This window comes from Streptomyces sp. NPDC051109, assembly GCF_044455885.1.
Taxonomy (GTDB): domain Bacteria; phylum Actinomycetota; class Actinomycetes; order Streptomycetales; family Streptomycetaceae; genus Streptomyces.
The window spans coordinates 215,338-238,806 of record NZ_JBITFF010000012.1; the positions used below are offsets into that span (position 1 = coordinate 215,338).

The 23,469-nt window shown below is 72.8% G+C and carries 22 protein-coding genes; 10 read left to right on the top strand and 12 right to left on the bottom strand.

What is annotated here, in order from left to right; translation table 11 throughout:
* Positions 1–206 precede the first annotated feature (206 nt).
* Positions 207–1,418, bottom strand: coding sequence for a flavin-containing monooxygenase (locus ACIBAD_RS23085; protein ID WP_398908211.1), 1,212 nt, complete (start codon positions 1,416–1,418; stop codon positions 207–209).
* A 328-nt stretch (positions 1,419–1,746) separates the two neighbouring features.
* Between ACIBAD_RS23085 and ACIBAD_RS23090 the strand changes: the two genes are divergently transcribed.
* Positions 1,747–2,199 (top strand): DoxX family membrane protein, encoded by a 453-nt coding sequence (locus tag ACIBAD_RS23090; RefSeq protein WP_053690540.1) that lies wholly within the window; start codon positions 1,747–1,749, stop codon positions 2,197–2,199.
* Positions 2,196–2,621 carry a Zn-ribbon domain-containing OB-fold protein gene (locus ACIBAD_RS23095; RefSeq protein WP_398908212.1) on the top strand — a complete coding sequence of 142 codons (426 nt, stop codon included), beginning with the start codon at positions 2,196–2,198 and terminating at the stop codon, positions 2,619–2,621. The genes ACIBAD_RS23090 and ACIBAD_RS23095 overlap by 4 nt, the downstream gene beginning before the upstream one ends.
* 42 nt (positions 2,622–2,663) lie before the next feature.
* Here the strand turns inward: ACIBAD_RS23095 and ACIBAD_RS23100 are convergent, their stop codons facing one another.
* A complete protein-coding gene (locus tag ACIBAD_RS23100) occupies positions 2,664–3,341 on the bottom strand; it encodes a pyridoxal 5'-phosphate synthase (RefSeq protein ID WP_134073497.1) in 678 nt (225 codons plus the stop codon).
* Positions 3,342–3,399: 58 nt separating this feature from the next.
* Positions 3,400–4,614: a thiolase C-terminal domain-containing protein gene (locus ACIBAD_RS23105; RefSeq protein WP_134073500.1), complete on the bottom strand. Its 1,215-nt coding sequence runs from the start codon at positions 4,612–4,614 to the stop codon at positions 3,400–3,402.
* 142 nt (positions 4,615–4,756) lie between these two features.
* Here ACIBAD_RS23105 and ACIBAD_RS23110 point away from each other — a divergent pair, with 142 nt between their 5' ends.
* Both ACIBAD_RS23110 and ACIBAD_RS23115 read left to right on the top strand, forming a co-directional pair.
* A complete protein-coding gene (locus ACIBAD_RS23110; RefSeq protein ID WP_398908213.1) occupies positions 4,757–5,956 on the top strand; it encodes an acyl-CoA dehydrogenase family protein in 1,200 nt (399 codons plus the stop codon).
* 5 nt (positions 5,957–5,961) lie between these two features.
* Entirely contained in the window at positions 5,962–6,435 is a 474-nt protein-coding gene (locus tag ACIBAD_RS23115) for a nitroreductase family deazaflavin-dependent oxidoreductase (RefSeq protein ID WP_398908237.1), read from the top strand.
* Positions 6,436–6,570: 135 nt separating this feature from the next.
* Here the strand turns inward: ACIBAD_RS23115 and ACIBAD_RS23120 are convergent, their stop codons facing one another.
* Positions 6,571–7,218, bottom strand: a complete 648-nt coding sequence (locus ACIBAD_RS23120) for a TetR/AcrR family transcriptional regulator (RefSeq protein ID WP_134073504.1) — start codon at positions 7,216–7,218, stop codon at positions 6,571–6,573.
* Positions 7,219–7,665: 447 nt separating this feature from the next.
* Here ACIBAD_RS23120 and ACIBAD_RS23125 point away from each other — a divergent pair, with 447 nt between their 5' ends.
* From ACIBAD_RS23125 to ACIBAD_RS23135, 3 genes are all read left to right on the top strand, one after another.
* Positions 7,666–8,469 (top strand): VOC family protein, encoded by an 804-nt coding sequence (locus tag ACIBAD_RS23125; protein WP_398908214.1) that lies wholly within the window; start codon positions 7,666–7,668, stop codon positions 8,467–8,469.
* A 201-nt stretch (positions 8,470–8,670) separates the two neighbouring features.
* Positions 8,671–11,097, top strand: coding sequence for a serine/threonine-protein kinase (locus ACIBAD_RS23130; protein ID WP_398908215.1), 2,427 nt, complete (start codon positions 8,671–8,673; stop codon positions 11,095–11,097).
* Between the two features lie 56 nt (positions 11,098–11,153).
* Complete coding sequence (locus ACIBAD_RS23135) at positions 11,154–11,648, top strand: peptidylprolyl isomerase (RefSeq protein ID WP_048477155.1); 495 nt, start codon at positions 11,154–11,156, stop codon at positions 11,646–11,648.
* 108 nt (positions 11,649–11,756) lie between these two features.
* Here the strand turns inward: ACIBAD_RS23135 and ACIBAD_RS23140 are convergent, their stop codons facing one another.
* The 3 genes from ACIBAD_RS23140 to ACIBAD_RS23150 are packed head-to-tail and all read right to left on the bottom strand — an operon-like array spanning position 11,757 to position 14,175.
* Positions 11,757–12,269 (bottom strand): hypothetical protein, encoded by a 513-nt coding sequence (locus ACIBAD_RS23140; protein WP_134073508.1) that lies wholly within the window; start codon positions 12,267–12,269, stop codon positions 11,757–11,759.
* A gap of 2 nt (positions 12,270–12,271) precedes the next feature.
* Positions 12,272–12,805: a hypothetical protein gene (locus tag ACIBAD_RS23145; RefSeq protein ID WP_398908216.1), complete on the bottom strand. Its 534-nt coding sequence runs from the start codon at positions 12,803–12,805 to the stop codon at positions 12,272–12,274.
* A gap of 50 nt (positions 12,806–12,855) precedes the next feature.
* A complete protein-coding gene (locus ACIBAD_RS23150) occupies positions 12,856–14,175 on the bottom strand; it encodes a hypothetical protein (RefSeq protein WP_398908217.1) in 1,320 nt (439 codons plus the stop codon).
* Positions 14,176–14,363: 188 nt separating this feature from the next.
* On the opposite strand from ACIBAD_RS23150, the gene ACIBAD_RS23155 reads away from it, so the two are divergent.
* Positions 14,364–14,861, top strand: coding sequence for a hypothetical protein (locus ACIBAD_RS23155; protein WP_398908218.1), 498 nt, complete (start codon positions 14,364–14,366; stop codon positions 14,859–14,861).
* Between the two features lie 30 nt (positions 14,862–14,891).
* On the opposite strand, the gene ACIBAD_RS23160 is transcribed toward ACIBAD_RS23155, so the two are convergent.
* The 3 genes from ACIBAD_RS23160 to ACIBAD_RS23170 all read right to left on the bottom strand — a co-directional run bounded on the left by ACIBAD_RS23160 (position 14,892) and on the right by ACIBAD_RS23170 (position 17,351).
* On the bottom strand, positions 14,892–15,668 hold the full coding sequence (locus tag ACIBAD_RS23160) for an enoyl-CoA hydratase/isomerase family protein (protein ID WP_398908219.1): 777 nt from the start codon (positions 15,666–15,668) through the stop codon (positions 14,892–14,894).
* Positions 15,665–16,090 carry a Zn-ribbon domain-containing OB-fold protein gene (locus tag ACIBAD_RS23165; RefSeq protein ID WP_398908238.1) on the bottom strand — a complete coding sequence of 142 codons (426 nt, stop codon included), beginning with the start codon at positions 16,088–16,090 and terminating at the stop codon, positions 15,665–15,667. The genes ACIBAD_RS23160 and ACIBAD_RS23165 overlap by 4 nt, the downstream gene beginning before the upstream one ends.
* A gap of 109 nt (positions 16,091–16,199) precedes the next feature.
* The gene (locus tag ACIBAD_RS23170) at positions 16,200–17,351 is read right to left on the bottom strand and encodes a lipid-transfer protein (RefSeq protein ID WP_134073518.1); all 1,152 of its coding nucleotides are present in this window, start codon (positions 17,349–17,351) and stop codon (positions 16,200–16,202) included.
* 86 nt (positions 17,352–17,437) lie between these two features.
* Here ACIBAD_RS23170 and ACIBAD_RS23175 point away from each other — a divergent pair, with 86 nt between their 5' ends.
* Positions 17,438–19,051 (top strand): FadD3 family acyl-CoA ligase, encoded by a 1,614-nt coding sequence (locus ACIBAD_RS23175; protein WP_398908220.1) that lies wholly within the window; start codon positions 17,438–17,440, stop codon positions 19,049–19,051.
* 191 nt (positions 19,052–19,242) lie between these two features.
* The gene (locus ACIBAD_RS23180) at positions 19,243–22,014 is read left to right on the top strand and encodes an IPT/TIG domain-containing protein (protein ID WP_398908221.1); all 2,772 of its coding nucleotides are present in this window, start codon (positions 19,243–19,245) and stop codon (positions 22,012–22,014) included.
* 52 nt (positions 22,015–22,066) lie between these two features.
* On the opposite strand, the gene ACIBAD_RS23185 is transcribed toward ACIBAD_RS23180, so the two are convergent.
* Together ACIBAD_RS23185 and ACIBAD_RS23190 are read right to left on the bottom strand one after the other, a co-directional pair.
* Complete coding sequence (locus ACIBAD_RS23185) at positions 22,067–22,795, bottom strand: class I SAM-dependent methyltransferase (RefSeq protein WP_398908222.1); 729 nt, start codon at positions 22,793–22,795, stop codon at positions 22,067–22,069.
* A 418-nt stretch (positions 22,796–23,213) separates the two neighbouring features.
* Entirely contained in the window at positions 23,214–23,441 is a 228-nt protein-coding gene (locus tag ACIBAD_RS23190) for a hypothetical protein (RefSeq protein ID WP_134073524.1), read from the bottom strand.
* Positions 23,442–23,469: the final 28 nt, after the last annotated feature.

A 23,469-nucleotide genomic window follows, 5' to 3' on the forward strand; every position in this document is an offset into this window, starting at 1 on the left:
GTCAGATTACTGAACTGACGTGTCGTCAGGAACAGTGCTGCGCAGGAAAGCTGGTGGAGGTGGTGTGTGGAACGGTGGCAGATCCCGCCCGAGCGGGTCCAGGGCGCGTTTTCGGCCGCCGACGGGGGTTGGTGGAGCCGGTGGAATACGGGCCTCCCGGGGCCCGGGGGCTGAACGCGGGCGGGCCCGGGCCCGCCCGCCGGCGTTCAGGCGAGCGGGTCGACCGGGCGCAGGCCCGTGTCCGGGAGGGGCGCGGCGGACGGCAGGCCCGTTCGGGGGCCGAGGCGGCGGGAGATCACCTTGGCCATCTTCTCGGCGTCCAGGGCCATCTCGCGGAACATGCCGCTGATGGGGTTGGTGAAACCGGTGAAGTACAGGTCGGGGGCCTGCGCGGGGGAGCGGGTGCCGTGCGTACGGGGACGGCCGCGCCCGTCGAGCACGTCCAGGTGCCCGACCAGGCCCTCCAGGCCGCGGCGGTATCCGGTGGCCGCGACCACCGCGTCCGGGGTGATGCGGGAGCCGTCGGCGAGGACCACCTCGCCTCCCTCGAAGGAGGCCACCGCGGCGACCGGTTCGACCCGGCCCGCGCGTACGGCGTCGATCAGGCCGACGTCCTGCACCGGGACGGCGCCCTCCTTGACCCTGCTGTACAGGCCGGTGTCGGGGCGGGGCAGTCCGTATGCCGCCAGGTCGGGGACGGAGGCCTTGGCGATGAGTGCGCAGAGCCGGTCCACGAGCCGTACCGGCAGCCGCCGCACCAGGATCCCGCTGCGCTGCGCGGGCCAGCCCGCGGTGGAGCGGCGCACGATGTGCGGGACGGTGCGCACGGCGAGCCGCACCCGCGCGGCCCCGCCCTCGGCCAGGTCGACGGCTATCTCGGCGCCGGTGTTGCCGGTGCCGACGACGAGCACGTCCCGGCCCGCGTACGGCGTGGCGTTGCGGTACGCGCGGGCGTGCAGCAGCTGCCCGGTGTACGTGTCGCGGCCCGGCCAGTCGGGGAGCGCGGGGGTGTGGTTGAACCCGGTGGCGACGATGACGGCCCGGGCGTCGAGCACCCGCCCGCCGGTGGCGTGCAGCAGCCAGCCGTTCCCGCCGGGGGCGGGGTCGATCCGGGTCACCTCGACCCCGGTGACGATCTCCAGCCCGTGGAACTCGGCGTACTTCCCCAGGTACCGCACCACGTCGTCCCGCGACACCCACCGGCCGAACCGGCGCGGCACGGCCAGCCCGGGGAGGGCGGAGAGCCGGCGGGTGGTGTGCAGGTGGAGGCGGTCGTAGTGGCCCCGCCAGGAGGCGCCGACGGCATCGGACTTCTCGACGACCACCGCGCGCACCCCGCGGGCGCGCAGCGCGGCGGCCGCGGCGAGGCCGCCGGGCCCGGCGCCGATCACGTAGACCGGGCGGGGCTGGGTGGACATGTCGGGGGGTGTGGGGACTCCGGGCATGAGGAGTGATCGTATCGACACACAGCGTTGATGGGTCTCGGACAAGGAGGGAATCGATTGCGGATCGATCACGGGGCGATCGGGTGGCGGACCGCGAGCTGGGGGCCGGGCCCGGGGCGGCCGCCGGCGGCTCACCTCGCACGGAGTGCGTACGGAAGGAGTCCCTGGCGCGCTGCTCGTCCGTCCGCGGGGCGCGCACGTCCGGGGAGTCGCACCCGCGCCGGTTCCGGTTCGGGGCCTTGCGGGATCGGCGGGGATCCGCTGAACTGACGTACCGTCAGATCGAGGAAGGGGAGGGCCGATGCAGACCATCTGGCTCAGTGGGGCCGAGTGGCTCGCCGTGCTCCGGATAGGGCTCGGCCTGTGGTGGCTGGAGAGCTGGCGGCACAAGGACAAGAAGGGCTGGTTCGAACGCGGCACCGGCATCGCCTGGGCCGCGGACGTCGCCGGCAAGCACCGCTGGCCGTTCGTGAAGGGCGGCTTCGAGAAGGTCGTCCAGCCGCGCCCGCGGCTGATGGCGTACGTCGTCGTCTACGCGGAACTCGCCCTCGGGCTGGGCCTCGTACTCGGATTCCTGACCCCGGTCGCGCTCGTCGGCGGCCTGCTCCTGAACCTGCTCTACCTGGTCCTGATGATCCACGACTGGGCCGAGCAGGGGCAGAACGCGATGATGGCCCTGATCTCGCTCGTCGCGCTCTTCGCGATGGCCTGGCAGACCTGGTCCCTCGACTCGGCGACGGGACTGTTCCTGTGAGTTCTGCGAGCGCGCGCCACGACCTCCCCGAGACCGACGACTTCACCCGCCCCTACTGGGACGCGGCCGCCGACGGCCGGCTCCTGCTGCGCCGCTGCGCGGACTGCGGGCGGGCCCACCACTACCCGCGCGAGTTCTGCCCGTACTGCTGGGCGGGCGAGGAGCGGGTGGCCTGGGAGCCCGCGAGCGGCCGCGCCACCCTCTACACGTGGTCGGTGATACACCGCAACGACCTCCCGCCGTTCGGGACGCGCGTCCCGTACACGGCGGCCGTGGTCGACCTGGCCGAGGGCCCCCGGATGATGACCGAGGTGGTGGACTGCGCCCCGGCGGACCTGCGGATCGGGATGCGGCTCGAAGTCGCCTTCCGCGAGGCGGCGGAGGGCGTGTGGGTGGCGGTGTTCCGACCGGACGCGACCTAGGCCCGGGCCCGGGCCCAGGCCCGGGCCTGGGCCCAGGCGCCCTCAGGGCCAGAGCAGCTCGCGGATCCAGTCGCCGCCTTCGCCGGTGCGCCGGTAGCGCAGCCGGACGTGCCGGCGGGCCGGGTCGCCCTGGAAGAACTCGACTTCGGTCGGGTCGAGGACGTACCGGGTCCACGTCGGGGCCGGAGCGTCCGGCTCCGCCCCGGCCCGCTCCCAGGCGGCCTCGGAGGCTCGGCGCAGCTCGTCCACGCTGTCGAGCACCTCGCTCTGCCGGCCGGTGAGCGCCGCCGCGAGCGCGCCCCGCGAACGCACCGCCAGGTCCGCCCGGCTCTCCTCGGGCCCGCAGGCGGTGACCCGGCCGCGGATCCTCACCTGCCGGGCCACGGCGGGCCAGTAGAACCCGAGCGCGGCGTCCGGATGCCCCGCGAGCTGGCGGCCCTTGGCGCTGGTGGCGTGTGAGGCGAAGTGCCAGCCGTGCGCGTCGGCGTCGTGCAGCATCAGCGTGCGTACGTCGGGCCGCCCGTCGGCGTCGACGGTGGCCAGGCTCATGGTGTGCGGCTCGGGCTGCCCCGCCGCGGCGGCGTGCAGGAACCACTCCCGGAACAGCGCCAGCGGCTCGGCGGGCGCGGCGTCCGGATCGAAACCGGGCAGGGGGCCGTCCCACACCCGCAGCGAGTGCAGGGTGGCGTGGAAAGCGTCGCTGCTCGTCTCACTCGTCATGCCGCCCATCGAACACCATCGCCCCCGGCGCCGCGGCCACGGGATCGCCGTCCCCCGGTCACCGCCCCAGGATCAGGGTTCCCGAGGAGCAGAACCAGCCGCCCGTGCCCGATGCCAGGGCCACCTCGGGGCGGCGGCCACCCGGTTTGGTGACCTGGCGGTCCGGGCCGGCCTCGCCGCGCAGCTGGCGGACCGCCTCGACGAGCAGGAACAGGCCGCGCATGCCCGGATGGCAGGCCGAGAGCCCGCCGCCGTCGGTGTTGACCGGCAGTTCCCCGTCCCGCAGGAGGCGGCCCTTCTCCACGAAGGCCCCGCCCTCGCCCTTGGCGCAGAAGCCGAGGTCCTCCAGCGTGACCAGGGTCATGTACGTGAAAGCGTCGTAGATTTGGGCGAGGTCCACGTCCGCCGGGGTGAGGCCCGCGCGGGCGAACGCCGTGCGGCCCGAGACCGCCGCCGGGGACACCGTGAAGTCCTCCCACTCCGACATCGTGGTGTGGGAGACCGACGTGCCCGAGCCCAGGATCCACACCGGCTCCTTCGCCGTGTCGGGTACGTGGTCCTCCGCCGCCAGCAGCACCGCGCAGCCGCCGTCCGAGCGGATGCAGCAGTGCAGCTTCGTGAACGGGTCCGCGATCATCTCGCCGGACAGGACGTCCTCCACCGTGATCGGGTCGCGGAACATGGCGTCCGGGTTGGTCGCCGCGTTCGCCCTCGCCTGGACCGCCACCGAGGCGAGCTGCTCCAGCGTCGTCCCGTACTCGTGCATGTGGCGTCGCGCGGCCATCGCGTACTTCGAGACCAGGGTGTGCCCGTACGGCACCTCGAACTGCAGCGGCCCCCGGGCCCCGAACGACAGGTTCGAGGTGCGCCGGCGCGCCTTGATGTCGGCGCGCGCCGTGGATCCGTACACGAGCAGCACGGCGTTGGCGTGTCCCGCCGCTATCGCGTCCGCCGCGTGCGCCGCCATGACCTCCCAGGTCGAGCCGCCCACCGAGGTGGAGTCGACCCAGGTGGGGCGCAGCCCCAGGTACTCGGCCACCTCGACCGGCGCGAGGATGCCGAGGCCGGCCGAGGCGAAGCCGTCGATGACGGAGCGGTCCAGGCCGGAGTCGGCCAGGGCGCGGCGGGCGGCCTGCGCGTGCAGGGCGTACGGGGTGGGGCCGTCCACCCGGCCGCAGTCGGAGAGGGCGACGCCGACGACGGCGACCCGGCGGCGTCCGGAGCGGCGTCCGGTACGGGATTCTGTCGTGGTTCCAGGCGTGGGTCCAGGCATGCCCAGACCGTACATCTGACGTAGTGTCAGTTTCTAGGCCTCGCCGCGCGGTCCCCGCGATACCCGTGCCCCCCGGCCCCTGTGCATCTGCCGCCGCCCGCCCTAACATGACGGCCCGTCAGATACGGGGAGGAGCCCGACGATGGATGCCGCCTTCACCGCGGAGCAGGACGAGGTGCGCCGCACCCTGCGCGAGATCCTGGGCAAACGCTGCGGCCCGGACGAGGTCAAGGCCGCCGTCCGTACCGCCGCCGGACACGACCGCGAGCTCTGGCAGCAGCTCGCGCAGCATCTGGGCCTGCCCGGCATGGCCGTAGCCGAGGAGTACGGGGGCGTCGGCTGCACCCCCGCCGACCTGGCGCTGGCCTGCGAGGAGACCGGCCGGGCGCTGCTGCCCTCGCCGCTGCTGGCCACCGCCGTGCTCGCCGTACCGCTGATCACCGCCCTCGGCACCGCCGCCCAGCGCACCGCGCTGCTCCCGGCCCTCGCCGCCGGCGGGCTCACCGCCGCCCTCGCCGTCCCCGGCCCGGCGCTGTCCACCGCCCTCGCGCTGACGGGCGACAACACCCCCGGCGAGTGGGCCGGCGGGGGGCGTGCCGGCGGGGTGCAGGCCCGGCCCGGCGAAGACGGCGGTTGGCGGCTGTACGGGGAGGCCGCCCAGGTGCTCGACGGGCACGGCGCCTCCCTGCTGCTGGTCGCCGCGCACACCGGAGGGTTCGCCCGGAGCCGGACCCTGCTGTTCCTCGTACGGGAGGACGCGGCCGGATTGGCCCGGTCACGGCAGACCACCCTGGACGAGACCCGGCCGCAGGGCCGCGTCCAACTCCGCGACACCCCGGCAGAGTTGCTCGGAGCCGAGGCCGACAACGCCACCGGCGACGCCGTCCTCGCCGCGCTCGCCGCCACCGGGCGCACCGCCGCCGCCGTCCTCGCCGCCGAGGCGGTCGGCGCGGCCGGGCAGGCGCTGGACCGCACGGTCGAGTACGTACGCCAGCGCGAGCAGTTCGGACGGCCCATCGGCTCGTTCCAGGCGGTCAAGCACCGGCTCGCCGACCTCTACGTACAGGTCCAGGCGGCCCGCTCCGCGGCCTACTACGCCGCCTGGGACCCGCAGCAGGGCGCCCTCGCCCTCGCCCAGGCCCTGGAGGCCCTGCGGATCACCGCGGGCGAGGCGATCCAGCTGCACGGCGGCATCGGCTTCACCTGGGAACACGACGCGCACCTGTACTTCAAGCGGGCGGCGGCCGACGAGCTGCTGTTCGGCCCCGTCCACCGGCTGCGGGCGCACGCCGCCCACCGCGCGGGCCTGTTCACCACCCCACAGGAGAAGGTGGCCGTCTGATGGCAATGGCAGCCGGCGTCAAGCTGATGCAGAAGGTCTCCTCGACCATGCTGTTCGCGAAGATCGCTCCGCACTTCATCCCCGCCATGGACAAGGCGGTGCACAAGCTGACCCGCGGCAAGGTCATGCTCAGCGCCCGGATGCTCCCCGGCGTGATCCTGACCGCCAAGGGCGCCAAGACGGGCGAGCCGCGCACCACGCCGCTCGCCTGCATGCCGGAGGAGGGGGGCGCCAGCTGGCTCCTGATCGGCTCCAACTTCGGCCGCCCCGGACACCCGGCGTGGACCGCGAACCTGCTCAAGAACCCTGATGCGGACGTGAGTTGGAGGGGTCAGGACATCGCCGTACGGGCCCGGCTGCTGGAGGGCGCGGAACGCGCGGCGGCATGGCAGGCCGTGCTTAGGTTCTGGCCGCCGTACGCGACGTACCAGGCGCGCATCGAGCGCGAGATCCGGCTGTTCCGCCTGGAGCGTCGCTGATCGCGGCAGAGGGCCGGTAGGGGACGGAAAGGGGTGCGGGGGAGGGGAGGGGGCGTAGCGCGGGACGGCGATGCGCGGGCAGGGGCGGGGGCGGCGAAGGGCGGGAGGGCGGCGGACCCCGGGAAGGGGCCGCCGTTACCTGGTCGGCTTCTTCCCGGTGATGCCCAGGTGGACGAGCAGCGCCAGGTTCGGCTTGAGCTCGGCCTGCTTGACGCCCCAGGTCTGGAATCCCTTCTGGTGCGAGGCGACCGCGGCCAGCATCGCGACCAGTGAACCCGCCATCGCCGCCGGGCTGACGTCCTTGTCGACCTTGCCCTTGGCCTGGAGCTCCTTCATCGACTCCGTGAGGGAGTTGGTGACGGAGTTCAGGATCTTCATGCGGATCTTGTAGAAGCGCTTGTCGCCCTCGGCCGCGCCGAGGTCGACGACCCGCAGGATCGCGTCGTTGCGCCGCCAGAAGTCCAGGAATCCCTCGACGAGTTCCTCGGCGGCCTGCCAGCCCGCCTTGCCGACCCAGTTGCGGCCCTCGACGAGCGCCGTCAACTGCGCGCCCTCCGTGGCCATTTGCTCGGCGATCTCCAGGACGGCGCCCTCGACGTCCGGGAAGTACTGGTAGAAGGTCGCGGGGGAGGTGCCGGCCTTGCGGGCGACGTCGATCACCTTGACGTCGCGGTACGGCGAGGAGCTGAGCATCTCGCTGAGGCAGTCGAGCAGCTTCTGCCGCGTCGCCTGACCGCGCCGGCCGGCAACGCGGCCGTCGACGGTGCGTACTTGTCCTGTCATGCCGTCAGCTTACCGAGGGGTGATCTGCGCGCGATTCGGCCGCCTGCAAATGGGGTTACGTGACACCTGGCCTGGGTGAAGACCGCACCCCGGGCCGCTCCGGGCGGCGGTTTCCGAGCGGTGGACGTGCCGGTTCCGGGCCGTGGACGTGCCGGTTCCGGGCGCATCCCGCACAGATCCGGTGCGAAATCCGAGCGGGCGAAGCCCTGCCGCCGGGCCGGTCCCGGGCCTGCCCCGGGCCTGCCCCGGGCCGATTCCGGGTCGATCGCCGCTCCCCCCGCCTCCGCGCCGCTCGGCCCACCCGCTTCCGGGTCGCCCTCCGCCCGCGCCCACCCCGCCCGCTTCCTCTGGAAATCCCCCGATTAGTCTTATCAACAGGCTGTGGACAAGTTTTCGGGCAGATCATGGCTGGGGGGCATAGAGGGGCACAACGGAAGGAACCGGGCCATGGCCGCATTCGCGGAGGGCACACCCTGCTGGGTGGACGCCTCGCTGCCGGACGTCGAGGCCGGCAAGCGCTTCTACGGTGAGCTCTTCGGGTGGACCTTCGCCGCCGGAGCCGGCCCCGAGTACGGCGGCTACACCCAGGCCTACAGCCGCGGCCGCAACGTCGCCGCCCTCGCCCCCAAACCCGACGGCCGCATGCCCACCGTCTGGGGGATCTACCTCTACACCTCCGACGCCTACGCGTGCGCCGCCCGCATCCGCGCCTCCGGCGGCCAGATGGTCATGGACCCCCAGCCGGTGGGCCCGTACGGCGGCGCCGCGCTGGCCGCCGACCCCGGCGGGGCCGTCTTCGGCCTGTGGCAGCCCGGCACCCACCACGGTTTCGAGGCCCAGCAGGAGCCGTACACGTACTGCTGGAGCGAGCTCTACACGCGCGCCCGCGACGCGGTCGACGTCTTCTACGCCAACGTCTTCGGCTACGTTCCCGAGGACCAGGACGACGCGGGCAGCGATGTCGAGTACCGCCTGTGGTCCCCGCCCGGAAGCCGGCCCGGGGCCGACACCGCCGTCCTGGGGCGCAGCCTGATCACCGACGCGTTCCCCGAGATCATGCCGGCGCACTTCCTCGTGTACTTCGCCGTCCCGGACGTCGACCAGTCCGTCGAGACGGTCGAGCGGCTCGGCGGCCGGGTCACCGCCGACCCCTTCGACACGCCGCACGGGCGGATCGCGGTCGTCGCCGACAACCAGGGCGCGGTGTTCGCCCTGCTCTCGGAGCCCCGTACGGGTCCGCTCGGCCGGTGACGCCGTCCCCGGTTCCTCCCGGGCTCCTCCCGTCCGTCCCCGGACTGTGGCGACGCGCCCTGCGCGCGGGCCTGACAGAATCGGGTTGCGCGACTCCGGGCGGCGCCCGGGGTGAGACGCTGCACGGGGCCGACCGCCGTGCCGGCGCGCGTGCAGGTGGGAACGGGCCCGGCGAGGGCCCGTACGGGGATTGTGAGGCGAGTGGTGGAGCAGCTGACGCAGCACGACCCGAGACGGATCGGCCCCTTCGAGGTGCTGGGACGGCTCGGCGCCGGCGGCATGGGGCTGGTCTATCTCGCACGGTCGGCATCCGGCCGCCGGGTGGCGATCAAGACGGTGCGGACCGAGCTCGCCGAGGACCAGCTCTTCCGGGTGCGCTTCACCCGTGAGGTGGAGGCGGCGCGCGCCGTGTCCGGCTTCTACACCGCCGCCGTGGTCGACGCCGACCCGCGGGCCGCCGTTCCGTGGCTGGCGACCGCGTACGTACCGGCGCCCTCCCTGGAGGAGATCGTCAACGAGTGCGGGCCGATGCCCGCCCAGGCCGTACGGTGGCTCGCCGCCGGCATCGCCGAGGCCCTGCAGTCCATCCACGGGGCGGGCCTCGTCCACCGCGACCTGAAGCCGTCCAACGTGCTCGTCGTCGAGGACGGCCCGCGCGTGATCGACTTCGGCATCGCGAGCGGCGTCTCCAACACCCGCCTGACCATGACGAACGTCGCCGTCGGCACGCCCGCGTACATGTCGCCGGAGCAGGCGAAGGACTCGCGCAGCGTCAAGGGCGCCAGCGACGTCTTCTCGCTCGGCTCGACGCTCGTCTTCGCCGCGACCGGACATCCGCCGTACCACGGGGCCAACCCGGTGGAGACGGTGTTCATGCTGCTGCGCGACGAGCCCAACCTGGAGGGTCTCCCCGACGAGCTGCGGCCGCTGATCGACTCCTGCATGCAGATGGACGCGACCCAGCGCCCGACCCCGGCCGACCTCCAGGCGCAGCTCGCCCCGCACCTCTTCGACGGCGGCGACGACAGCGGTACCGCCTCGGCGTGGCTGCCGGGCCGGGCCGTCGCGATGATCGAGGCCCGGCGCGCCGGGCAGCGTACGGCGGCCGCGCCGGTTCCGGCGCCGGGCCGTTCCCCGGGGCGCGGCTCCGACGCGGCGACGCACCGCAGGGAGCCGCGCGGCGGCGCCGGTGCGGCCGCCGACCCGTGGGTCGACCCGCGTACCGGCCAGGCCCTGCCCCAGCGTCCGCAGCACCCGCCGCGGCCGGTGTCCCCGGCGCCGTCCGGCGAGCCGGTCCGGCTCGGCGGCTCCCCGGTGCCGATCGGGCCCGGGCCGCGCGCGAGCGCCGCGGCTCCCGCCGCGCACGCGGCCGCCGCCGACTCGGCGACCGGCTGGGTCCGCCCGCCGGGCGGTGGCGCGGCCGCTTCCCCGTCCCGCGCTCCGGCGTCCTCGGCCGCGTCGGCCGTGGTGCCCTCGCCCGCCGCGGGCCCCGACAGCGGGCGCTGGCGCCCCTGGCGCTTCCGCATGTCGAACGAGGTCTGGGGCACCCCGACCGTCGCCGGAGACCTGCTGTACGTGACCTCCTTCGAGGTGCACGCGCTGGACGTGGCCAGCGGCCGCCGCCAGTTCAAGACCCGTGACGTCGCCTGGTCCATGGCCGTCGCGGACGGCCGCATCCACGCCTCCGACGGCCCCTCCCTCTACGCGCTCGACGCCGGCGACGGCTCCGAGCGCTGGCGGCTGAACACCGACGCCTGGGTCTACGCGCTGCGCGCCGACCGGGGCACCGTCGTCACCGCCACCCGCGGCGGCGGCGTACAGGGCTGGGAGGCCTCCAACGGCCAGAAGCTGTGGGAGCTGACCGGGGCCCAGAGCGACTTCGAGACCCCGGAGGCGGCCCCCGTCCTCCACGAGGGCACGGTGTACGTGTGGCAGGACGCGCGGCTGCGCGCCCTTGACGCCCGCAGCGGCCGCGAGGCCTGGTCCTACCCGGTCGGCGACGCCGCCTCCTGCGGCAACGTCCCGGTGCGGGTCACGCCGGCCCCGGACGGCAATGTCTACATCGCCGCCGGCACCCGCGTGCTGTCCGTGGACCGGGCCTCGGGCCGGGTCCGCTGGCACTTCGAGGCCCCGGCGGTCTTCCTGGCCGCCCCGGCGTTCGCGCCCGGCGCGGCGGTCACGGGCGGCGGGGTCTACCTCGCCGACTATCTGGGCACCGTGTACGCCCTCGACGCCGCCACCGGCCAGGACCGCTGGCGGATCGCGACGGAGGCACGCCAGTCCTCGGACCCGGTGGTGGTCGCGAACGGCAACGTCCACCTCGGTGCCGGCAGCGCCCTCTACACGCTGGACGCGGTCACCGGCACCCCGAAGTGGCGCTTCGCCGCGGGCGGCGAGATCACCGGTCTCCCGGCGGTCGCGGACGGCCGGGTGCACTTCGGCTCGGCCGACCACTGCCTGTACACGCTGGACGCGGCGGGCGGCCAGCTGCGCTGGAAGCTGGCCACGGGCGGGGAGATCACGGGAGCCCCGGTGGCCGAGGCGGGCGTCGTCTACGCCTGCAGCAAGGACCGCTGCGTGTACGCCCTGGACGCGGCCAAGGGCACGGGCACCCGTACGGCCGGGTGAGGGTTTTCGGGCCCCTCCGGGTCGCGTGCGGCACCGGGAGTGACAGGATGGACCCCATGAGCAACGTTTACTTCGACATCAACATCGACGGCAAGCCTGCCGGCCGCATCGTCTTCAACCTCTTCGACGACGTCGTCCCGCAGACCGCGAAGAACTTCCGCGAGCTGGCCACCGGCCAGCACGGGTTCGGCTACGCGGGCTCGCCGTTCCACCGCGTCATCCCGCAGTTCATGCTCCAGGGTGGCGACTTCACCAACCAGAACGGCACCGGCGGCAAGAGCATCTACGGCGAGAAGTTCGCCGACGAGAACTTCACGCTGAAGCACGACCGCCCGTACCTGCTGTCGATGGCGAACGCCGGCCGCAACACCAACGGCTCGCAGTTCTTCATCACGACCGTCGTCACCCCGTGGCTGGACGGCAAGCACGTCGTCTTCGGCGAGGTCGTCGAGGGCTCCGAGATCGTGGACGCGATCGAGAAGCTCGGCACCCCCTCGGGCGCCACTCGCGGCAAGATCGAGATCGCCGCCTCGGGCGTCGTCGAGGCCTGAGCCACCCCGCACCACCCGCCGTACCGGCTGGTCGGCCCCGCCCCCTCACGGGGGTCGGGGCCGCCGCCATGTGGTCACGGCTCGTAGAGCCTCACGGCTCCTGGGGCCTCACAGCTTGAGGAGCACCCCGCGCCAGGTCCATCCCGCGTCGAGGACCGCCTGCCGCAGGGGATCCTTCAGCTGACCCGTGTCGAAGCTGAAGTCCTCGGTCAGGCTCCGCTTTCCGTCGGGTCCCTTCTCGATCGTCCACCGCTTGGACACCGTGGTCACCTGGCCGCGGCTGTACTCGGCTCCGGTGGACAGTCTCGGCGTGCCGCCGACCCAGCTGACCTCCAGCTGCTCGTCGAGGGCCCGCACCTCCCGCTTGTCGCCGACCAGGCGCATCTTGATCTTGAGGGTGCGCTCCAGCTGGGACCGGAAGAAGAAGGTGTGCCAGGCGGGATCCAGGATCCGCCACTCGGCCACCAGGTCGGCCTTCTCCTCGGGCCGGGCGTTGCGCACGACGTACGCCTTGTCCGGCGCGTTGACCGCGAGCAGCGCGTCCCGGACCTGCGCTGCGGTCCGCGGCGCGACCGAGGAGTCAGGGCGCCGGGTGCCGGTGAGCTTGTTGAAGAGACCCATCGTCAGCCCGCCGTCCCCGTGTCGGTGCCCGCGTCCGTGTCGGTGTCCGTGTCGGTGTCCGGGCGCACCGTGCGCAGGAACGCCTGGAAGTCGCCCAGGACGCTGTCGTGCTGTGCGGCGGTGGCGGTCAGGACCGTCCGGATCACGGCCCGCTTGTGCGGGTCCGCGGTGTCCTGGACGGTGGTGTACACCTGCGTCTGGACGAGGTCGCGGTGTATCCCGGCGACGACGGCCGACAGGGTCAGGCGCTGCGTCAGGCCCGGTGCGGTGGGGGAGTCGATCGCACGGCGTCCGGCGACTTCCACGGTCTCCGATATCGCGCGGACCCGCACCACCGACGCGTCGGCGAGCTCCTCCAGCGTCGTCCCGTCCGGCAGGAAGTCGCCGTCGACGGTGATGTTGGCGGTGAAACCGGCATCCGGGTGCGGGTGCAGCGCGATGAACGCCGCCTCCGGGGCTCCGACCTCGTCCGGAGGAGCGGCTCGCCAGCCCTCCGGCAGGCTGAACTCGATGGGTACGGGCAGTGTCGTGGGCATTTTCTCGGGCCCTCCTTCCTCGGGTTACTCGGGTTCCCCGGAAACGTACATCAGTCGAACCATCCGCCCACGGTGTCCTTGACCCCGCCCGCGAAGTCCCCGACCGCGTCGGCCGCATCGCCGAAGGCGTCGCCGACCTTGTCGGGGTCGACCGTGAACTCGCCGCCCACGGAGCCGCCGACCCCGACGGCGAGGCCCACCTTGCCGCCGATGTGCCACTTGCCGTCTTCGCCCTTGCCGAAGGTCGCCTTGGCCTCCGCGCCCGCACCGACCCAGCCTTCGGCGGTGCCGCCGGCGCCGATCCCGGCGAGCTCCCCGCCGCCCGCGGCGCTGGCCTTGCCGCCGGCGAACGCCTTCGCGCCGGCGTTGAAGCCGTCCTTGCCGGCACCTGCGCTGACCTGGGCCTCGCCGCCGGCGAAGCCCTCGACGCGCCCGTTGGCGCCGAGGTACCCGTACTCGGCGTTGACGCTCGTCAGCGTACGGACGCCGGCGGACACCTCCGCCTTGCCGTTGAGGCCCTTGTCGGTGAAGCCGTAGCTCGCGGAGCCCCGGGCTCCGATGACGAAGTCGTCGACGCCGGAGAGCTTGACCCCGCCCATCGTCGTCTCGCCCTTCGCTGTCGCGTGGAAGAGGTCGGCGTAGGCCTTGACCTGGCCCTCCTTGCCGTTCTTGACGCCGGTGACTTTGATGCCGGCGTCCGGCCCGGTCACCGTGACCGAGTCTTCCTTCGTCTTGACGTCCGCTTCGTCGGCCCGGGCCGCCTTGGCTTCCTTGACGGCCTTGTCCAGGTTGCCCTCGGCGCCGGCGTTGAAGCCGTTGAGCGTCTCGTCGGCGCCCTTGCCGAAGGCGTCCTTGTTGCTGTCGACGACTTCGGCGCTGAGCGCGAGTTTGACGTTCTGGTCGAGCTCGTCGACGGCCTTCACCCGGTCGTCGATGTGCTTCTGCCACTTGGTGACGGCGTCGCTGATCGTCTTCTGGCCGTCGGGGTCGTGGTGGTAGGCACTGCGCTCGGAGGGCGTGAGCTTGCCCCAGTCGAAAGCGACGCGGCCCTGTTCGGAGACCGTCATGCCGGCGGCTATCGCATCGTCGCGTGCGCTCTCCAGCTTCTTCTTCAGGTCGGCGAACTGCGTGTGTGCGTCCCGCAGCAGGCTCGCGATCGCCTTGGCCTGGGTCTGCGCGGCCGTGTACTCGTACCGGGTCGCCGTGAAGTTCGTGCGGGCGGTCTGCTGGCTGACGCCGTTCCAGGTCTCACCGCCCACGGCGACCTTCTGCACGGTGTCTCCGTAGCGGGTCTCGACCTTCTTCAGCTCGCCCGCCATTTCGTCCCATTTGGTGGCTGCCGTCGTCAGCAGTCCCAGGTCCGTGGTCATGACTTCGTAATAGGTCAGCACCGGATCCCCTTACAGCTTTTACAGCGTCTTCACCTTCGACTGCGCCGCAAGGAACCGGACATGGTGCGCCTCCCCGTTGGCCGGGTTTGATCATATGCATGGCAACTGGAGAGGCGACAAGCGGTGATAGCGTGGCCCGCCGTTGTCCAGGGGAGGGGTTTCGGGCCATGGTGGCTGGACGTCGGATCAGGTTCACGGCGGTGCTGGTCGCGGTCGTGTTCGCGCTCACCGGGTTTTCGTCGAGCGGGCACGGACACGGGCACGGCTCGAAGAGCAGCGGCAGCAGCGGAGGCGGCTGCTCCAGCTCCAAGAAGCGGAGCAGCTACGACAGCAACAGCAACAGCAACAGCAGCAACGGCAGCGGCAGCGGCAGCGGGAAGTCGACCCCCTCGCCCACCAAGAGTGCCGGTGCACCCGCACACGCCTCGGTCGTCACCTGCGCCGGGCCCGGCAAGCCGGAGGCCGTCCTCAAGGTGACCTCCGACGTCGACACCACCCGGCTCGTCAACGTCCCGGTCGTCTTCCAGGGCGCGAGCGGCGTCGTGGAGCGGACCACCGTCCCGGTCTCGCTCAAGGCCCGCGAGACCCGGACCGTCACCGCCAAGATGGCCCAGGCGGACAAGGCCGCCGAGGTCAGTGCCTGCGTGGTCGGTACCGTCAACTAGGGGGTGGCCGGGCGTCCGGCCGGCGTCCGGCTAGCGGATCCGCGGCTCCGGTGCCGCCCGGCGCCCCGTGAACAGGTCCGCCTGCCGCTCCGGCGGCAGGTTCCCCAGCGAGATCAGCGCCGGAGCCTGCGCCAGTGCCTGCGCCAGCGCGGCCTGCTTCGCCGACCACAGGGCCCGTACGGTGCCCTGCACGGCCTCCGTCGGATGGCCCGCCAGCGTCTGCGCCGCCCGCAGCGCCGCCGGGAGCAGCTCCCCGGGCTCGGCCAGCTCCGAGACCAGGCCGATCTCGTACGCCCGCCGCGCGGAGAGCCGTTCCGCCGTCCCCATCAGGGACATCCGGGCGGCCTCCCCGAACGGCATCCGCTGCGCCATGTACACGGCCTCGTAGGCGCTGACCATCCCGTACGTCGTGTGCGGGTCGAAGTACGTCGCGGACGAGGAGGAGACGATGAACTCCGACTCGCCCAGCAGGTAGAACGCCCCGCCGCACGCCATGCCGTTGACGGCGGCGACCACCGGCTTCCACAGGTCGTTCGCCTTCGGGCCGATGGCCACCAGCGGGTCGTCCACCGAGTACGGGGAGGACGGCTGCGGCACCTCCACCCCGCGGTCGACGCCCGTGCAGAAGGCCGCCCGCCCGGCGCCGGTCAGCACCACCGCCCTTACGTCGTCCGCGTGCCGGAACTCCCGCCACACCGCGGCCAGTTCGGCGGCCGTCGCCAGGTCGATCGCGTTGTGCTTGCGCTCCCGGTCCAGTGTGACGACCGCGACCCCGCTCTCCTTGTCCCGCTCCACCCGCAGCGTCACGGCGTCTCCAGGATCCAGCGCGGTACGGCCATCCCGCCCGCCTCGGTGAACGCCACCTGCACGCGGGCGCCGATGCGCAGCCGCGCCGGGTCCACCGAGTCCAGCGGGGCGTCGGCCGAGGTGACCAGGTTCCCGGCGAGGCGGATGTGCGGGGCGTCGGAGAGCTCCACGAGGATCACGTTGTACGGGGCCTGCGCGGCGTAGGCGGGCAGCAGTGGCGGGTGCGGCAGGACGTACGACCAGATCCGGCCCCGGCCGCTCATCGGCCGCCACTCGGAGTCGAACGACTGGCAGTGCGGGCAGCAGGGGCGGGGCGGGAAGCGGAGCCGGCCGCAGGCGGCGCAGGCCTGGACGCGGAGTTCGCCGCGGGCGGCGTACTCCCAGAACGGGGCGCCGTCCTCGTCGGGGACGGGCAGCAGCAGGCCGTCGGCCGAAACGGTGCCGGGGGTGGTGCCTGGCGCGGTGTGGGGGGCTGCGCCCGGGGCGGTGTCCGGGGTCGGTGCCGGGGTCGTCGTCATCGTCGCTCGCTCCTCAGGCTCGCAGCAGGATCGCGGACGTCGGGACACCCTCGCCCGCCGTCACCAGGCAGGTCGCGGCGTCCGGCACCTGGGCGGTGGAGGTTCCCCGGAGCTGCTTGACGCCCTCGTTGATCAGGTTGAAGCCGTGTACGTAGGCCTCGGACAGCCCGCCGCCCCCCGTGTTGATCGGGAGCCGGCCGCCCGTCTCCAGGGCCCCGCCCTCGGTGAAGGCGGCGCCCTCGCCGCGCCCGCAGAAGCCGTAGCCCTCCAGGGACAGCGGGATGAGCGGGGTGAAGGCGTCGTATATCTGGGCCACGTCCACGTCCTGCGGCCCGAAGTCGGCGTGCTTCCACAGGTGCCGGGCGGCGGTCCAGGCGGGGCCGGACAGCGGGTCGTCGTTCCAGTAGTTGACCATGCCGTGGTGCTGGGCCGGCAGGCCCTGGGCGACGGAGTGGACGTACACGGGCTTGCGGCGGCAGTCGCGGGCCCGTTCGGCGGAGACGATCACGCAGGCGAGCGCCCCGTCGGTCTCCAGGCAGTTGTCGAAGAGGCAGAGCGGGTCGCTGATCATGCGCGAGGTCATGTACATCTCGCGGGTCAGCGGGCGCTCGTACATCATCGCGGCCGGGTTCTCGTTGGCCCGGTTGCGGCAGGCCATCGCGACGTTGAAGAGGTGGTCGCGGGTGGCCCCGTACTCGTGCATGTAGCGCCGGGCCAGCATGCCGATCTCGTCGGCGGGGCGCAGCAGTCCGAAGGGGCGGGTCCACTGGCCGGGGGTGGGCAGCTGGACCGCGGTGTTCTTCCAGGGGCGGGGGCCGGAGCCGCGTTTGCGCGAGCGCCAGGCGACGCCCACGCTCGCCTGCCCGGTGGCGACGGCGGCCGCGAGGTGGCCGACGGTGGCGCAGGAACCGCCCCCGCCGTAGCCGATCTTGGAGAAGAAGGTGACGTCGCCGGCGCCGATGGCCTTGGCGACCTCGACCTCGTCGGTCTCCTCCATCGTGTACGAGGAGAAGGCGTCGACCTCGGAGGGCGCTATTCCGGCGTCCGCGAGGGCCGCGAGGACGGCGCGGCAGGCCAATTCCTTCTCGGACTCGGGAAGTCGTTTGGCAAAGGCGGTCTGGCCTATCCCGACTATCGCCGTAGCGTCCTTGAGCGTTGCCGCCATCGCCACCTCCGGAGCTGCACCAGTACTGACAGCCGCGAAGGCTACAGCTAATCTGACGGATAGTCAGCTATCGGGAGGGGTGTGCGATGACCGAAGACGCGCGGGGGGATCTGCGCTGGGGCAGCATCGCGGGACTGGTGCGCGCTGCGGCCGCACGGTACGCCGACCGCGAGGCCGTCGTCGACGGGCGCGTGCGCATCAGCTACGCACAGCTCGGCGAGCGCGTGGAGCGGGCCGCGGCCGCCGCGATCGGCGCCGGGATCGAGCCGGGGGACCGCGTCGCCGTCTGGGCCCCCAACACCCTGGAGTGGATCGTCTCCGCGCTCGGCGCGGTCTCCGCGGGCGCCGTCCTCGTCCCCCTCAACACCCGTTTCAAAGGCTCCGAAGCCGCGTACGTCCTGCGGCGCAGCCGGGCCAGGCTCCTGTTCGTCACCGGCACCTTCCTCGGCACCTCGTACGTCGCCTCCCTGCGCCGCGCCGCCGCCGAAGGGGAGGGCCGCGGGCCGCTGCCCGGGCTGCCGCACCTCGAACAGGTCGTCGTGCTCGCCGAGGACGCCCCGGACGACTTCCGCACCTGGAAGGAGTTCCTGGCCGGCGGGGACGGGGTCGGAGCCGAGACCGTGCGCGAGCGCGCCGAGTCGATCCGCCCCGACGCCCCCTCCGACATCATCTTCACCTCGGGCACCACGGGCAGCCCCAAGGGCGCCGTCATCACCCACGCCCAGTCGCTGCGCTGCTACGACGTGTGGAGCGGGCTCGCCGGCCTGCGCGAGGGCGACCGCTACCTGATCGTGAACCCCTTCTTCCACACCTTCGGCTACAAGGCCGGCATCATCGCCTGCCTGATGCGCGGGGCCACGATGGTCCCGCAACCCGTCTTCAACGTGGACACCGCCCTCGCCAACATCGCCGCCGAGCGGATCTCCGTACTCCCCGGCCCGCCCACCCTCCACCAGTCCCTCCTCGACCACCCGCAGCGCAACCACCACGACCTGTCGGCGCTGCGCCTGGTGGTCACCGGCGCCGCCGTCGTCCCGCTCCAGCTCGTGGAGCGGCTCCGCGGCGAACTGCACATCTCCACCGTGCTCACCGCGTACGGGCTCTCCGAGGCCAGCGGCATCGTCACGATGTGCCGCCGCGGCGACCCGGCCGAGGTCATCGCCTCCACCTCGGGACGCGCCATCCCGGACACCGAGGTGAAGGTCGCCGACCAGCACGGCCAGGCCTCGCCCGCCGGCACCGCGGGGGAGGTGTGGGTCCGCGGCCACCACGTCATGCAGGGCTACTTCGAGGACCCGGCCGAGACCGCCGCCGCGATCACCCCCGACGGCTGGCTGCGCACCGGCGACGTCGGGGTCCTCGACGCCGACGGCAACCTGCGCATCACCGACCGGATCAAGGACATGTTCATCGTCGGCGGATTCAACGCCTACCCCGCCGAGATAGAGCAACTCCTCGGCCTGCACCCGGACATCGCCGACATCGCCGTCGTCGGCGTCCCCGACCCGCGCCTCGGCGAGGTCGGCAAGGCGTACGCGGTGCGCCGCCCGGGCGCCACCCTCACCGCCGACGACCTGATCGCCTGGTCCCGCCGGGAGATGGCCAACTACAAGGTCCCGCGCACGGTCGAGTTCGTCGCCGAGCTGCCGCGCAACGCGAGCGGAAAGGTCCTGAAACGGGAGCTGCGCGCCGCGAAGTAGGCCGTGCGGGGGAAAGCGTCGGCAGTTCCTGCGGCAGAACGGACTTCCACGGCGGCTCCATCCGATAGGTAGCCGGTCGTGATCATCGGCTACCGCAGGACCACGACCGCCCGCTGCCGATCCGCCGGCGGAACCGTACCCCCGACAAGGACCGAAGGGGGGAGCCCGTGTCGACGAGACGGATCCTCCGAATGAACCGGCGCATGACGCGGCGCTGGACGCGTACCGCGCGCGGCTGGTCGCGTGCGCTCCTGCTCGCACTGACCGTGACCCTCACCGCGGCCGCACCGGCCGCCGCCGCGGCGCCCGCCGAACCGCGCCCCGGCGCACCGGCCTCGGCCGGCGTCCCCTCGCCTTCGGGAGGCGGGGGGACGCTGTCGCGGGCCGAGGTGAAGCAGCGCGTGGACGTGAGCGCACTGCCCCGTCCCCAGCGCACCGCCCAGCCCCAGATGCGGCGCTACCTCGCGCCTCCGGAGCGGCGGGCGCCCGTGGGACCGATGCGCCAGCCGAGTCTGCCGGTCACCACCGCGCTGCTGACTCCGAAGGGCGGGACGCCGCGGAAGGCGGCGCCGTCCTCGGCCGTCGTGGAGCGGCTGAAGACATTCCCCACGCTCGGGAACGTCGACACCATCGTTCCCTCCGACACCAACCTCGCGGTGGGACCCACCTACATCGTCCAGGTCGTGAACCGGTCCGGCCAGATCTACGACAAGGCCGGCAGCGCGGTGGGCGCGCCCTTCGACCTGGGTGCCTTCTTCGGGTTCGCGGCGGACACGGGCGGGGATCCGCGGGTGCACTACGACGCGGGGGCCGGCCGGTTCTTCGCCTCGTACGAGGGGATCCTGTCGAACGGCGACGAGGTCGACGTCGCGGTCAGCGACAGCTCCGACCCCCGCGGACACTGGACCGTGTACAACGTCGGAAGCAACAGCTCCAACGTCCAGCAGGACCGGCCGCTGCTCGGGTACAGCAACGACAAGGTCACGCTGAGCTGGAACAACTTCGACGTCGGAGTCGACCCCGAGGTGTTCCTGGGCGAGGTGAACGTGGTCGTCAACAAGGCGGACCTGCTGGCCGGCGGCACGATCAACGTCACGACGTTCGCACAGGACGACAGCCTGGACGACGTCGTCCCGGCCACCTCGCTGTCGGGCATCAACGATCAGCTCTCGATGACGCACCAGGGCACCAACGTGGTGGTGTCCACGATCACCGGCGTGCCCGGCGTCAGCGCGGTCAACCGCACCCTGAACACCATCGCCATCGGAACCGCGCCCCCACCACCGACGTGTGGCGGCGAACGGGGATGCGCGGCTCAGCCGCCCGGGGGCGACGCCGCCATCACGACGAACGACGGCCGGATGCTCTCGGTCGCGTGGCAGAACAACCACCTGTGGGGCGTCTTCAACGTCAGCTGCACGCCCGTCGGCGACACCGCGGTCCACAACTGCCAGCGCTACGTCCAGATCGCCACCGGCGGCGGCCAGAGCCTGGCGACCAACCTCGACCTCGGCCTCGTGGGCGGAGACATCTACTACGGCTCGTTGACCCTGAACGACGAGGACGACCTGTTCTCGGGCTTCACGGCATCCTCGTCCACGATGTTCGCCACCGCCGTCGCGATCGCAGTGCCGGGCGGCAACTTCCCGGCCACCACCTTCGGCGACTTCTACGCCGCGGGCACGCAGGCGTACGCCTGCCGCTGCAACGGCGACAGCCGCTGGGGCGACTACTCCGGCACCGCGCGCGACCCGAGCAACCCCAAGGACGTCTGGACGGTCCAGCAGATCGGAGCCACCGGCGACACCGGGGTCTTCGGCGGCGACTGGGGCACCGCGATGGACCGCGTCACGCTGTCCCCGCCGACCGTCACGAGCGTCACCCCCGACCACGCGCCGGAACTGGCGCAGTGCGTGAACACCGTGACCGTGCGCGGCACGGAGTTCCCGACGAGCGGCACCACCGTCGCGTTCGGCTCGGTGGCCGCGACGAACGTGAACGTCACCGGGCCGGAGGAGCTGACCGCGCAGGTGCCCCCGCAGGCACGGGGTACGGTCGACGTCACCGTGACCACGCCCAACGGCACCAGCCCGGTCACCGCCGCCGACCGCTTCACGTACGACGCGGACACCTCCGCGCCGACCGCCTCCGCGAGCACCTCACCGGCACCGAACGGGGCCGGATGGAACACCACCAGCCCGGCCACCGTCAACATCACCGCCGCTGACGGGTCCTGCGGCTCCGGCATCCAGAAGATCACCTACAGTGCGAGCGGCGCCCAGCCCATCGCGTCCACCACCGTGTCCGGAGCGAACGCGGCCGTCCCGGTCACGGTGAACGGCGTGACCACCGTGACGTACACCGCCACCGACAACGCGGGCAACACCTCGGCGCCGCAGACGATCACGGTGCGGCTCGACACGGTGGCGCCGACGATCACCATCGTCCGCCCGGTGGCCGGCACGTACCTGTACCGGCAGTCCGTCACCGCGTCCTACTCCTGCACGGACGCCACCTCCGGCGTGGCGAGCTGCGTCGGCACCGTCCCCAACGGCAGCCCGATCGACACCTCCACCCTCGGCTCGCACACGTTCACGGTGAACGCCAAGGACGTCGCCACGAACCCGGCCGCGAAGAGCGTCAACTACACCGTCGCGTACCGGATCTGCCTGCTCTACGACCCGGCCCGGCCGGTCCGCCTGCTCGGCCAGGTCGTGATCTCCCTGCGGATCTGCGACGCGAACGGCAACAACCTCTCCAGCTCCGGCATCACCGTGACGGCCACCCGGATCACCGGCCCCGCCACGAGGACCGTCGGCGCCCGGATGGTCTACAGCCCGCTGGCCTCCGGCTACAGCCTCCCCGTCAGCACGAGCGGCCTTCCCAACGGCAACTACAACCTCGAATTCACGATCAGCGGAGCGGACACCACGACCCACGTGGCGCCCTTCACCCTGCGCTGACCCGCAGTGCCCGTCGGCCCGGCCCCCGCCGCGGGGGCCGGGCCGACGGGCGTCAGGCGGGCTTGCGGGCCAGGAGGAGGCGCCAGCGGGGGGTTCCGTCGGGGCGGCGCCCGAAGTGCTCCAGGGGGGCGGTCTCCACCGTGAAGCCGGCCGCGCGCAGGTCGGCGCGGACGCCGCCCAGCGGGAAGGTCCGGTAGTACATGACGAACGGCGGCCGCCACACGGCGTTGCGCACCCGCATCGCGGCGTCGAAGCCCGCCACCGCCCACCACACGGGGGAGGTCGGCGGGATCGGAGCCCCGATCGGGAACGCGAAGAGGCCGCCCGGGCGCAGCGCGGTGTGGACGCCGGCGAAGAGGGCGGGCCGCTCGGCCGGCAGGAAGTGACCGAAGGCCCCGAAGCTGACGGCCAGGTCGTACGAACCCGCCAGCCCGGGCGGCAGCGCCAGCGCGTCGGCCCGTACGAGGTCGACGCGCTCGTCGGGATGGGCCCGCGCGGCCTCGGCCAGCATGCCCGCGCTCAGGTCCACCCCGGTCACCCGGCCCCGGCACAGCCGCCGCAGCATCCCGAGCCCGGCTCCGGTCCCGCAGCACACGTCGAGCCCTGCCCCGAAGGACCCCTCCCGCTGGGCGAGCGTCTCCTCGACGGCGTCGAGCATGCGGTCGGGGGTGCGGAAGGGGGTCTGGTCGAACTTGGGCGAGAGCAGGTCGTACCCGCGCTCGACGGACGAGAGGGCCTGGACTGCGAGCTCGCGGACGGTGGGTCCCTGTGAGGTGAACACGGGTCCAGCCTAGTGAGGCGCGGAGCGTGAGGGGCCCCGCCCGGCGGCTGCTCCCGCCGCCCGGACCCGGGCATGAACCCGGGCGTGAACCCGGGCGTGAACCCGGGCGTGAACCCGGGCGTGAACCCGGGGGTGAACCCGGGGGTGAACCCGGGGGTGAATTGAACCCGGGCATGAATGAACCCGGGCATGCGACGGCGGCCGCGGTGGCTCCCCCTCCGGGCCACCGCGGCCGCCGTCCTTGTGGTGCTCCCCCGTTGGTCGTGCTCCCCCGGGTCCCCCGTGACCCCGGCGGGTCGTGCTCCCCCGTCGCCACGGCGGGTTCCCCCGAATCCCCCCCGTGGCCCCCCGTTGGCACCGGCTCCCCGTATCCCCCGTGGAACCGGCCCCCCGTCCCCGTCATCCCCCGTGGGACGTCCTACGGACGCGGACCGGACGCGTGGTTGTCCATCGCGACGATGTCCTCGCCCGAAGCCGGCTTCTCCTGCGGCTTGATCTCGATGCCGGAGGCGTGGTTGTCCATCGGCGTGATGTCGACGCCCGGTGCAAGGCTGTCGTCGAGCGGCTTGATCTCGATGCCGGACGCGTGGTTGTCCATCGGCCTGATGTCGCCGTCGTTCGGCAGGATGTTCTCGTTCGTCGTCATCGGTTCTCCTGATGGATGGGTCGGGCCC